This window comes from Methylobacterium komagatae (assembly GCF_042661665.1).
Taxonomy (GTDB): Bacteria; Pseudomonadota; Alphaproteobacteria; order Rhizobiales; family Beijerinckiaceae; genus Methylobacterium; species Methylobacterium komagatae.
The window spans coordinates 1,173,815-1,185,488 of sequence record NZ_JBHSWN010000001.1 but is presented as its reverse complement, the minus strand read 5'-3'; the positions used below and the strand labels follow the sequence as shown (position 1 = coordinate 1,185,488).

The following is an 11,674-nucleotide window of genomic DNA, read 5'->3' as shown; positions in this document are numbered from 1 at the left end:
CTCTCCCCGCCGGCGGGGAGAGGGGAATCACTCACGCCCGTGTTGCCTCGAACCCCTCGCGGATCGCCTCCGCGTCGAGGTTGCGACCGATGAAGACCACGCGGCTGACCCGCGTCTCGTCCTGGCCCCAATCGCCCTGCACGTCCCCGTCGAGGATCATGTGCACGCCCTGGAAGACGAAGCGCTTCGGCTCGTTCGGGAAGGCGACGATGCCCTTGCAGCGCAGGATGTCCGGGCCCTGGACCTGCGTGAGGTTCGAGATCCACGGCATGAATTTCTCGGGATCGACCTCGCCCTCGATCTTGGCCGAGATCGAGCGGATGTCCGAATCGTGATGGTGGTGGTGGCCCTCCTCCAGGAAGTCGGGCTCGATGTCGAGGATGCGGTCGAGATCGAAGGCGTTGCGCTCCAGCACGGCGTCGAGGGGCACCGCGCAGTTCGTGGTCCGGTGGAGCTTCGCCAGCGGGTTGATCGTGCGGATCTCGCCCTCCACCCGGTCGAGGTCGGCGGGCGAGACGAGATCGGACTTGTTGAGCAGGATCACATCCGCGAAGGCGATCTGGTTCTTCGCCTCCGGGGCGTCCTTCAGGCGCTCGGTCAGCCACTTGGCGTCGGCCACCGTCACCACCGCGTCGAGGCGCGCGGCCTCGCCGACATCCTGATCGACGAAGAAGGTCTGCGCGACGGGGGCCGGGTCGGCGAGGCCGGTGGTTTCCACGATGATCGCGTCGAACTTGCCCCGGCGCTTCACCAGCCCGTCCATGATGCGGATCAGGTCGCCGCGTACTGTGCAGCAGACGCAGCCGTTGTTCATCTCGAACACTTCCTCGTCCGCGCCCACAACGAGGTCGTTGTCGATGCCGATCTCGCCGAACTCGTTGACGATGACGGCGTAGCGCCGCCCGTGATTCTCGGTGAGGATGCGGTTGAGCAGCGTGGTCTTGCCCGCCCCGAGATAGCCGGTGAGCACCGTGACCGGGATCTTGCCGTCCGTCTGGGGAAGGGTCGCCGGGGAATTCGCCATGTCGGCCTGCCAGTTTGCGGAATTCGTAGGGTCGGGCCTGTAACATTGTCACGAGACCCCGCCAACGGAAGGCCCCCTGTACCCAGCACGGCGCGGGCAGCGTCACAGGTGCGTCATGCGGCTCGATCACAGACGAGGACGGCCCCTCACGAAACCGTCGTTTGCCGCGCGGCAGCCGAGGTTCTAACCCCCGTGCCGAGACGGTGGCGCGAGCGCTTTCGCGTCATTGCCTTGGAAAAGCGCCAACCTTCGGTTCAACGCTTGCATCCGAGGCAGGCGCGAATCGCGGCTGACGTCACTTCGCCCGGCTGAAACGACGCCTATGGACGCCCGGAACCCCCTTCATCAGGATCAGGCAGGCACCGCGCACGGGCAGCCCGCTCGGCGGCGGCGCGGCCTCGTCCTGCTCGTCCTTCTCCTCGTCCTCGGTGGGCTCGGCGCCTTCGCCGCCCTGCGCCCGCACGAGGCGCATGAATGGGGGGAGCGGATCGTGGCGGCGGGCAAGGCCCTGTTCGCTTCGAACGACAAGGATGACGGGATCGAGGTGACCAAGGCCGCCCCGGTCGAGCGGGTGTTCCGCCCGAGCAAGGAGCAGCGCGCCTCCTTCGAGATCCTGCCCGTGGCGACGCAGGTCTTCCGGCCGGAAGGGTCGGCCGAGGGGCGCATCGCCCTCAACGAGGACGACAACGTGCCCGTCGTCTCGCCCTATTCGGGCCGCGTCACCAAGGTTCTGGTGCGGGCGGGCGACACCGTGAAGGCCGGGGACGTGCTGTTCGTCGTCGAGGCTTCGGACATGGTCCAGGCGCAGAACGACTATCAGGCCGCGCTCAACAATCTCCAGAAGCAGCAGGCACTGCTGAGGCTCGACCAGACCATCGCCGCCCGCCAGCAGGAGCTGTTCCAGGCCAAGGCGGTGGCGCTGAAGGATTACCAATCCGCTCAGAACGACGTGATCGCCGCGCAGAGCGACCTGAAGACCGCTCAATCCACCCTCGACGCGGTGAAGAACCGCCTGCGCCTCCTCGGCAAGACCGATGCGGAGATCGCCGCCTACGAGAAGAACGGCACGCTGTCCCCCGAGACGCAGATCCGGGCGCCGATCGCGGGCACCATCGTCCAGCGCAAGGTCGGCATCGGCCAGTACATCAGCGCCTCGGGCGATCCGCAATTCGTGATCGGCGACCTCTCCACCGTCTGGCTCGTCGCCAACGTGCGCGAGAGCGAGATCCCGAAGATTCAGATCGGCCAGGAGGTCGAGGCGAAGGTCGCGGGTTTCGGCAACCGCGTGTTCAAGGCGCGGGTGAACTACATGGCCGCGAGCCTCGACCCGGCGACGCGGCGGCTCTCCGTGCGCAGCGAGGTCGACAACCCCGACCGGGTGCTCCGGCCGGAGATGTTCGCCACCTACACGATCGTCACGGGCAAGGGCGAGCCCTCGCCCAGCGTGCCCCTCAGCGCGGTCGTCTACGAGGGCGGGCGCACCCATGTCTGGGTGGCGCGGCCGGACGGGGCGGTGGAGGCCCGCGACCTGCAACTCGGGCTGATCAACGGCGACAATGCCCAGGTCGTCTCGGGTCTCGCAGCCGGGGAGCAGATCGTGACCCGCGGTGCCCTGTTCATCGACAGGGCGGCTTCGGGCGACAAGGCCTCATGAGGCAGGCGCGATGAACGCTCTGATCGTCTTCGCGCTCCGGCAGCGCGTCCTCGTCTGCCTGCTGTTCGTGCTGATGCTCGGCATCGGCTACGCCGCCTATACGAAGCTCAACATCGAGGCCTACCCGGACCCGGTGCCGCCGCTCGTCGACGTCATCACCCAGAATCCCGGCCAGTCGGCGGACGAGATCGAGCGCTACATCACGATTCCCTTGGAAGTCGCGCTGGCGGGCATCCCCAACGCGCAGGTGGTGCGCACCATCTCGTTGTTCGGCCTGTCCGACGTGAAGGTGCAGTTCAACTACAATTACACTTACGAGGAAGCGCTTCAGCGGGTGCTCAACCGCCTGTCGCAGGCCCCGTCCCTGCCCAACGGCGCCCAGCCCTCGATCTCCCCGACGAGCCCCGTCGGCGAGATCATGCGCTACAAGCTCGTCGGGCCGAAGGGCTACTCGCCCACGGACATGAAGACCCTGCAGGATTGGGTGCTGCAGCGCCGCTTCAAGGCGATCCCCGGCGTGGTCGACGTGACGGCTTTCGGCGGCAAGGCCAAGGAATACGAGGTCGCCGTCGACCTGAACCGGCTCCAGGCCCAGGGCCTGACCCTGGTGCAGCTGACGAACGCCCTGAACAACGCGTCCATCAACGTCGGCGGCCAGACGCTCAATGTCGGCCAGCAATCGGCCGTGGTGCGTGGCGTCGGCCTGATCCGCGACATGGACGACATCAGGGATACGCTGATCAGCCTCGTCAACGGCGTGCCGGTGCTGGTGCGGGACGTGGCCGACGTGCGCGTCTCGAACGCGCCGCGCCTCGGCATCGTCGGCCACGACAACCAGCCGGACGTGGTCGAGGGCATCGTGCTCATGACCCGCGGGGGCGAGAGCCTGCCGACCCTGGAGCGGGTCGAGGCCGAGATCGACCGGATCAACAATTCCACCGTCCTGCCGCCGGACGTGAAGATCGAGCGCATCTACGACCGCTCGGGGCTGATTCACACCACCACGCACACCGTGATGCACAACCTCGTCTTCGGCGTGGTGCTGGTCTTCGTGGTGCAGTGGCTGTTCCTCGGCTCGCTCACGAGCGCGATCATCGTGGCGGCGACGATCCCCTTTGCGCTGGGCTTCGCCATCCTCATCCTCGTGGTGCGCGGCGATTCCGCGAACCTCCTCTCCCTCGGCGCCATCGATTTCGGCCTCATCGTCGACGCGACGGTGATCATGGTCGAGAACGTGTTCCGCCACCTCGCGGAGCCGGAACATTCCGAGGGGCAGGCGGCACCGGGGGGCCTGAAGGGGCGGCTCGGCACCATCGCCATCGCGGGCGCGGAGGTGAACCGGGCGATCTTCTTCTCGGCCACCATCATCATCGTGGGCTTCCTGCCGCTCTTCACGATGACCGGGGTCGAGGGCCACATCTTCGGGCCGATGGCCAAGACCTACGCCTACGCCCTGGTCGGCGGCCTCATCGCCACCTTCACGGTCTCGCCCGCCCTCTCGGCGCTCATGCTGCCGAAGAAGGTCGAGGAGCGCGACACGCTGATCGTGCGGGTGCTGCGCGTCGCCCACGAGGCCGCCCTGCGCTTCGGCCTGCGCAACCGGGTGATCACCGTGGCCGTGACGATCGCAGTGCTGCTCGGCTCGGGCCTCGCCGCCCGCCATCTCGGCCTAGAATTCCTGCCGAAGCTGGAGGAGGGCAACCTCTACGTGCGTGGCACCATGCCGTCCTCGATCTCCCTGGAGGCGGGCAATGCCTACGTGCAGCGCCTGCGGAAGATCTTCCAGGACGTGCCGGAGGTGATCACGGTCATCTCGCACCAGGGGCGGCCGAACGACGGCACCGACGCCACCGGTTTCTTCAACGTGGAGATCCTGGCGCCGCTCAAGCCCATCGATCAATGGCGCAAGGGACTCGACAAGGACACCCTGATCCGCGACCTCAGCGTCAAGCTCGCAGAGGAATTCCCCGGCATCGAGTTCAACTTCTCCCAGTATATCGAGGATAACGTCCAAGAGGCGGCCTCGGGCGTGAAGGGTGAGAACTCGGTGAAGATCTACGGCACCGATCTCGCGCAGCTGACCAAGACCGCGAACCAAGTGAAGGCCGTGCTCTCCACCGTGCCCGGCATCACCGACCTGTCGGTGTTCGAGAGCCTCGGCCAGCCGACGGTGCGCATCGACGTGGACCGGCACAAGGCCGCCCGCTACGGCCTGACGATCAGCGACGTGAACACGACGATCCAGGCGGCCATCGGCGGTCAGATCGTCGGCGACCTCTACGAATACGGCTCGGACCGGCACTTCCCCATGCGGGTGCGGCTGGCCAAGGAGTACCGCTCGTCGCTCGCCACCATCCGCAACATCTCGGTGGGCGCCCAGAACCCCAATGGCGGCGTGGTGCCCGTGCCCCTCTCCGAGATCGCCGATGTGGACCTCGTCTCCGGCGCCTCCTTCATCTACCGGGAGGATCAGGAGCGCTACATCCCGGTGAAGTTCTCGGTGCGCGGGCGCGACCTCGGCTCGACCGTGCTCGAAGCCCAGCGCCGGGTGGAGCAGGAGGTCGACATGCCCTCCGGCTACCATGCGGAATGGGTCGGCCAGTTCACCAACCTCACCGAGGCGGCAGCGCGGCTGAGCCTCGTCGTGCCGATCACGCTGCTGCTGATCGCGCTCCTGCTGTTCGTGAACTTCTCCTCCGTCACCGACATGCTGTTGACGCTCTCGGTGATCCCGATGGCGATGATCGGGGGCATCTTCGCCCTGTTCGCGACGGGCACGCCCTTCTCGATCTCGGCGGCGATCGGCTTCATCGCCCTGTTCGGAATCTCGACCATGGAGGGCGTGATCCTGCTCGCCTATTACAACCAGCTTCTTGAGGAGGGCTGGGAACGGTCCGAGGCGATCTGGAACGCGGCCGTGGTGCGCATGCGCCCGGTAATGATGACCTGCGTCGCGGCCTGCGTCGGTCTGCTGCCTGCCGCCATCTCCACCGGCATCGGCTCGCAGGTGCAGAAGCCCCTGGCGCTGGTGGTGGTGGGCGGCATCATCCTCGCCCCGAACCTGATCCTCGTGATCGTGCCGATCCTGATCTCCCTGTTCTCCCGGCGGAAGACCAACCCCGACGCGCGGGCGCTCCGCGAGCACCGGATGGCGGCGTGATGGTCATCGCCGTGGCGCACCGGACACAGGCGCGGCGTCCCCGGGCGCCGGCGGGACGCGCCGCATTGACTTGCGTCGCCCCGGCGGCGCTTCTCGCGAGGATCTGAGCGGGTGTTCGACCGCGGCGGGGGCATGATGACCAGGAGGGGCCGGAACGGAGCCGCGCGGATCGCGGCGGCCCGGACGACGCGCGGCGTCGTCGCCGGATCCTTTGCGGCGGCGTGGCTGTCGGCCTGCGCCGTGGGGCCGAACTTCGTGCCGCCAGAGGCCCCCCGGCTACGCGCTACACCAAGGAAACCCTGGCGAACCCCTCGGCCGCCGACTCGGTGCGCACCCGCCAGGGCGGCTCGGCCGACCAGAGCTTCGTGTCCGGCGCCGACATTCCCGGCCAGTGGTGGACCCTGTTCCATTCGAAGGCGCTGAATCGCCTTGTGGAGCAGGCGCTCGCCAACAACCCGAATCTCGAGGCGGCCCAGGCGGGCCTGCGGATCGCGCAGCAGAACGTACTGGCGCAGAAGGGCACCCTCTACCCGACGCTCACCGCCACGCCGCAGGCGCAGGAGGCGCAGGCGCCCGGGCTGAACCTGCAATCGCCGCTGAACAACCAGAGCCAGTATCTCTACTCGCTCTTCACGCCGCAGGCGGTGGTTTCCTACAGCCCCGACGTGTTCGGCGGAAACCGGCGGCAGATCGAATCCCTGGAGGCGACGACCGAGAACCAGCGCTTCCAGCTGGAAGCCGCCTATCTCAGCCTCACCGCCAACGTCGTGGCCGCCGCCATTCAGGAAGCCTCCCTGCGGGCGCAGATCGACGCCACCCGGAAGGTGATCCAGGCCCAGACCGAGGTGCTCGGCCTCTACAACAAGCAATTATCCCTCGGGCAGATCGCCGGGGCCGACGTGGTGCAGCAGCAGGCGGCCCTCGCCCTGTCGCAGCAATTGCTGCCGCCGCTGGAGAAGCAGCTCGCGATCCAGCGCGACCTGCTCACCGCCCTGGCCGGGCGCCTTCCGTCCGACGAGGTGTCCGAGACCTTCACCCTCTCGGCCCTGCGCCTACCGACCCGGCTGCCGGTGAGCCTGCCCTCGCGCCTCGTGCAGCAGCGGCCGGATGTGAAGGCGGCCGAGGCCCTGGTGCAGCAGGCGAGCGCGAATGTCGGCGTGGCCGTGGCCAACCGCCTGCCGCAGTTCAACATCTCCGTCACCGGCGGATCGAGCGCCGTGCGCCTCGCGCAGGTCGTGAATCCGGGGGCGTCCTTCTTCACGATCATCGGCCAGACGACGGCGCCGATCTTCGACGCGGGCACGCTGTTCCGGCGGCAGCGGGCGGCGGAGGAGACGCTGACCCAGGCCCAGGCCCAGTACAAGGCGGTGGTGATCACGGCCTTCCAGAACGTGGCCGACGCGCTCCGCGCCCTCCAGGCCGACGCCAGGGCCGTGGCCGCTGCCGAGGCCGCCGAGCAGGCGACGGGCAAGAGCCTGGAACTGATCCGCAAGCAGTACACGGCGGGCGCGGTGAACTCGACGCAGGTGCTGATCGCGCAGCAGGGCTATCTCTCGGCGCTGATCACCTCGGCTGGTGCGCGCGCCACGCAATATGCCGACACGGCGGCTCTGTTCGTCGCTCTCGGCGGCGGCTGGTGGAACCGCAACGACGTCGCCCCGGCTCCGCCCGAGACGGACCCGCTGAAGTTCCTGTGAGCCGCCTCACACATACATCGTAAGGGCGTCCTGCAGCATCTCGTTGGCGGCGTTCAGCACCTTGGTGTTGGCGCTGTAGGCCTGCTGCGTCTCGATCATCTTGGCGAACTGGTCCGAGATGTTGGCGTTCGATTGCTCGATCGAGCCGGTGGCGATGCTCGATCCCGAGAAGCCGTAGCTCGGCGCCCCCGAAGCATCGGTGGCGAGGTAGGTGCCGCCGTCGAGGGGGCGAGGTTCTCCGGTCCGTCGAACTGAGCGAGGGTCATCGTCCCCAGGCTCCGGGTGCTGCCGTCGGCATTGGATGCGGTGAGGGCGCCGGTCGGCGAGACGGTGAGGCTCGCGGGTGAGGCGCTGCCGGTGGAGACCTGTACGGGCGTGCTCGCGGAGGGGCCTGCGAACAGGTAGTAGCCCGCCCCGTTCACGAGGTAGCCGTTGGCATCGGGCGCGAAATCGCCCCGGCGGGTATAGCCCGTCTGGCCGTTGAAGCTCGGAGCATTGGCCGAGCCGGTATTCGGCTTCACGATGAAGTAGCCGTCGCCGGAGATGGCGAGGTTCGTCGAAACCCCGGTCGAGGCGATGGTGCCCTATAGTTGCAGGCTGGAGCGGGTACTGAGGGAGACGCCGCCCGCCTGTTGCGGACTGGACCCGGTCTCGGCCAGCAGGTCGGCGAAGTGGGTGTCGGTGCTCTTGAAGCCTGCCGTCGTCGTATTGGCGATGTTGCCGGAAATCGTGTTCAGGGCAAAAGCCTGGGCCGAGAGGCCGCTGGTGGAGTTCGAGACCGCGTCGAGGAGGCTCATAGGCGTCGTCCTGGCCGGGATCATCCGGCCAGATCTTATGGTTTCGAAACTGTTAAGCGCAGGTGTGTTCCTGAATGTTTCGCGAACGGCCGCAGCATCATCAATCGCCGATGACGTTCAGAAGGATCTCCCGCCGGTGGGGGCGGTCGCGATGCTCGATCAGGTAGATCCCCTGCCATGTTCCAAGGCCGAGACGCCCGCCCACGATCGGGATGAGGAGGCCCGAATCGGACAGCATCGTGCGGATATGGGCGGGCATGTCGTCCGGCCCCTCGCAACCATGGACATAGGCACCGTGCCGGGGGGCGAGGCCATCGAGGGCGGTGAGCAGGTCGGTCTGCACGTCCGGGTCGGCGTTTTCCTGGATCGTGAGGGAGGCCGAGGTGTGGCGGCAGAACACGCTGGCGAGGCCATTCGTGAGGCCGCTCTCGCGCACGAAGCCCGCCACCGCATCGGTGAAATCCGTGAAGCCCTGGCCGGCGGTGCCAATGGTGAGCCGCCCGCTCGCCTGCCGCGTCACAGGGCCCGAGGCCAAGGTTTCGACGCGTCCGATCTGGCCCTGTCTCATGCGTCCTGCTCCAGGCTGGCGCCGGGGGCGATCTCCTTCTCGCCCCGGGCGAGGATGCGCTCCAGCACGTCGATCCGGTCGGCCTCCGCCGGGGGCTTATCCCAGCGGATACGGCTGACGCGGGGGAAGCGCATCGCCACCCCCGATTTGTGGCGGGTGGAGCGTTGCACGCCCTCGAAGGCGATTTCCAGCACCAGTCCGGCCTCGCGCCCATAGGCGACCTCCCGCACGGGGCCGAAGCGCTTGGTGGTGTTGTTGCGGACGTAGCGGTCGAGCTTGGCGAGTTCGGCATCGGTGAAGCCGTGATACGCCTTGCCCACCGGCACCAGCTCGTCGCCGCCCTCCGGCGCCTCGCGCCACACGCCGAACGTGTAGTCCGAATAGAAGGACGAACGCTTCCCGTGCCCGCGCTGGGCATACATCATCACGGCATCGACGATGTGCGGCTCGCGCTTCCACTTCCACCACGGACCCTTGGGGCGCCCCGGCAGGTAGGTGCTGTTGCGGCGCTTGAGCATCACGCCCTCGATCGCGTCCGCATCCTCCCCCGCGCCGACGGAGGCCGGATCGGCCCGGGCGGCGGCAAGTGCATCCCAATCCGCGAAGGGCACGAGGGGCGAGATGTCGATGCGGGCATGGTCGAGGCGGCGGATCACCGCTTCCAGCCGTGTCCGGCGGTCCGAAAACGGCTCCGGGCGCAGATCTTCTCCCTCGCTCGCCAGCAGGTCGTAGGCGCGGACATGGGCCGGAAACTCATCGAGGAGTTTCGCGGTCACGGTCTTCCGGTTGAGCCGTTGCTGCAGCACGTTGAAACTCTGCACGCGGCCCTCGCGCAGGATCAGCAACTCGCCATCGAGCGCCCCCTCGAAGGTGATCGCCTCGGCAAGGTCGGGGAAGGCGCCGGTGATGTCTTCGCCCGTGCGGGAATAGACCTTCCCGACCTGGACCCCCGCCCGGTCGCGCCCCCCGACGAGCTGGACGCGGATGCCGTCCCATTTCCATTCGGCGGAAAAGGCCTCCGGCTCGAGCTTGTCGAGGTCGTCGCGCTCCTCGATCGGGTGCGAGAGCATTGGCGGCCGGAACGGAGCCGGGTTCAGGGTCTCGGGGCGCTCGGCCCGGCCCTCGACCCAGGCGAACAGGGTCTCGAAGGGCGGCTCCAGCCCGTGCCAGACTTCCTCGACGGCGTCGGCCTCGTGCCCGCCCAGGGCCCCGACGGCCGTCTTGGCGAGCCGTGCCGAGACACCGACCCGCAGATTGCCGGTCACGAGCTTCAGAAGCGCCCAGCGCCCGGTCTCGTCGAGGGCGTCGAGCCAGGTGGCGAGATGCTGCGGCAGGTCCTTCTTCGCCGTCGAAGCCAGGGTCTCGACCACCTCGGCGAGGCTCGGCGGCGGCGGGTTGTTGTGGCCGATCCCCGCCTCCACCGGGGGCGGCCCCGGCCAGATCAGCGCCGTGGTCTCGGCGAGATCGCCGACGTAATTGTGCGACAGCCGGTACAGCACCGGGTCGATGCGCTCCTCCACCAGCCCCCGGATCAGCGCGGGCTTGGCTTCGCGAAAACTCAGGGTGCCGGTCATGGCGCCGAGCGCATAGCCCCGCTCCGGATCGGGCGTCCTGGCGAAGTAATCCTGAAGCAGACGCAGCTTGGCGTTGCGGCGAGGCTCGTAGCCGAGGCGGTCGAGCAGATGGGCGAAGTCGTTCACGCCGCCTCCTCCGCCGGGGCGGGCTCGGCCTCGCCGTCATCGCCATAGCCAAGGAGATGCAGGGGCTTGGCCCGGATGCCTTCCGTCCCGCACCAATGGACCAGGGCGTCTTCCTGTCCGTGGGTCACCCAGACCTCGCCCGCGCCGGTCTCACGGATGGTGCGGCACAGGTCCGGCCAGTCGGCGTGGTCGGAGATCACGAGGGGCAGTTCGACACCCTTCTGCCGGGCGCGGGCGCGCACCCGCATCCAGCCGGACGCGAAGCAGGTCACCGGATCGGGGAACTTGCGCGACCACAGGTCCTGGATGGAGGAGGGCGGGCAGATCACGATGGCGCCCGCGAGGTCCTTGCGCTCGGCAGCCACCACCTTGCGCGTCTCGCCCAGCGGGATGCCCTCGCGCTTGTACAGTTCGGTCAGCTTCTCCATCGCCCCGTGGAGATGGATCGGCCCGTCCCAGCCCTCCTCGCGCAGCAGCGCCATCACCCGCTGCGCCTTGCCCAGCGCATAGGCGCCGACGATGTGGGTGCGCTCAGGGAACAGCCTCTGCGAATCGAGGAGCTTGCGGACCTCGCCGCGCGTGTCGGGATGGGTGAAGACCGGCAGGCCGAAGGTCGCCTCGGTGATGAACACGTCGCAGGGCACGACCTCGAAGGGCAGGCAGGTCGGGTCGGGAGCGCGCTTGTAGTCGCCGGAGACCACGACCCGTACGCCCTCGCGCTCGATGACGATCTGCGCCGAGCCGAGCACGTGCCCGGCGGGGACGAAGCGCACGGTGACGTCGCCGATCCGGATCGCCTCGCCCAGAGCGGCTTCCTGCGAGGTGGTGCAGAAATCCTCGCCGTAGCGCACGGCCATGATGCGCAGGGTCTCGGGGGTGGCCATGACCTGTATGTGTCCGGCGCGGGCATGGTCGGCATGACCATGGGTGATCAGCGCCCGCTTCACCGGCCAGGTCGGATCGACGTGGAAATCCCCGAGGGGGCAGTAGAGCCCCTCGCGGGTGAGGGTGAGCAGGTCGCTCGCGCGTGTGGACATCGACCCTCGTTCCCATGGGGTTCTCAAAGGGCGAGCC

At 68.0% G+C, this 11,674-nt stretch carries 10 protein-coding genes; 3 read left to right on the top strand and 7 right to left on the bottom strand.

The annotated features are described in order from the left end of the window. Positions 1-31: 31 nt before the first annotated feature. On the bottom strand, positions 32-1,024 hold the full coding sequence (locus tag ACFQE0_RS05705) for a CobW family GTP-binding protein (protein ID WP_378967912.1): 993 nt from the start codon (positions 1,022-1,024) through the stop codon (positions 32-34). A gap of 322 nt (positions 1,025-1,346) precedes the next feature. Here ACFQE0_RS05705 and ACFQE0_RS05700 point away from each other — a divergent pair, with 322 nt between their 5' ends. The 3 genes from ACFQE0_RS05700 to ACFQE0_RS05690 all read left to right on the top strand — a co-directional run bounded on the left by ACFQE0_RS05700 (position 1,347) and on the right by ACFQE0_RS05690 (position 7,535). Beyond that, entirely contained in the window at positions 1,347-2,678 is a 1,332-nt protein-coding gene (locus ACFQE0_RS05700) for an efflux RND transporter periplasmic adaptor subunit (protein WP_378967910.1), read from the top strand. A gap of 10 nt (positions 2,679-2,688) precedes the next feature. Further along, on the top strand, positions 2,689-5,838 hold the full coding sequence (locus ACFQE0_RS05695) for an efflux RND transporter permease subunit (RefSeq protein ID WP_378967907.1): 3,150 nt from the start codon (positions 2,689-2,691) through the stop codon (positions 5,836-5,838). Between the two features lie 221 nt (positions 5,839-6,059). Then, positions 6,060-7,535 carry an efflux transporter outer membrane subunit gene (locus ACFQE0_RS05690; RefSeq protein ID WP_378967905.1) on the top strand — a complete coding sequence of 492 codons (1,476 nt, stop codon included), beginning with the start codon at positions 6,060-6,062 and terminating at the stop codon, positions 7,533-7,535. Positions 7,536-7,541: 6 nt separating this feature from the next. Here the strand turns inward: ACFQE0_RS05690 and ACFQE0_RS05685 are convergent, their stop codons facing one another. From ACFQE0_RS05685 to ACFQE0_RS05660, 6 genes are all read right to left on the bottom strand, one after another. Next, complete coding sequence (locus ACFQE0_RS05685) at positions 7,542-7,634, bottom strand: flagellar basal body rod C-terminal domain-containing protein (RefSeq protein ID WP_378967903.1); 93 nt, start codon at positions 7,632-7,634, stop codon at positions 7,542-7,544. Continuing rightward, positions 7,631-8,056: a hypothetical protein gene (locus ACFQE0_RS05680; RefSeq protein ID WP_378967901.1), complete on the bottom strand. Its 426-nt coding sequence runs from the start codon at positions 8,054-8,056 to the stop codon at positions 7,631-7,633. The genes ACFQE0_RS05685 and ACFQE0_RS05680 overlap by 4 nt, the downstream gene beginning before the upstream one ends. A gap of 63 nt (positions 8,057-8,119) precedes the next feature. Then, positions 8,120-8,332, bottom strand: coding sequence for a flagellar basal body protein (locus tag ACFQE0_RS05675; RefSeq protein WP_378967899.1), 213 nt, complete (start codon positions 8,330-8,332; stop codon positions 8,120-8,122). Positions 8,333-8,432: 100 nt separating this feature from the next. Beyond that, positions 8,433-8,900: a secondary thiamine-phosphate synthase enzyme YjbQ gene (locus tag ACFQE0_RS05670; protein WP_378967896.1), complete on the bottom strand. Its 468-nt coding sequence runs from the start codon at positions 8,898-8,900 to the stop codon at positions 8,433-8,435. Further along, positions 8,897-10,600, bottom strand: a complete 1,704-nt coding sequence (locus ACFQE0_RS05665; RefSeq protein ID WP_378967894.1) for a cisplatin damage response ATP-dependent DNA ligase — start codon at positions 10,598-10,600, stop codon at positions 8,897-8,899. Before ACFQE0_RS05665 ends, ACFQE0_RS05670 begins: the two co-directional genes overlap by 4 nt. Further along, positions 10,597-11,637, bottom strand: coding sequence for a ligase-associated DNA damage response exonuclease (locus tag ACFQE0_RS05660; RefSeq protein ID WP_378967892.1), 1,041 nt, complete (start codon positions 11,635-11,637; stop codon positions 10,597-10,599). Before ACFQE0_RS05660 ends, ACFQE0_RS05665 begins: the two co-directional genes overlap by 4 nt. Positions 11,638-11,674 lie beyond the last annotated feature (37 nt).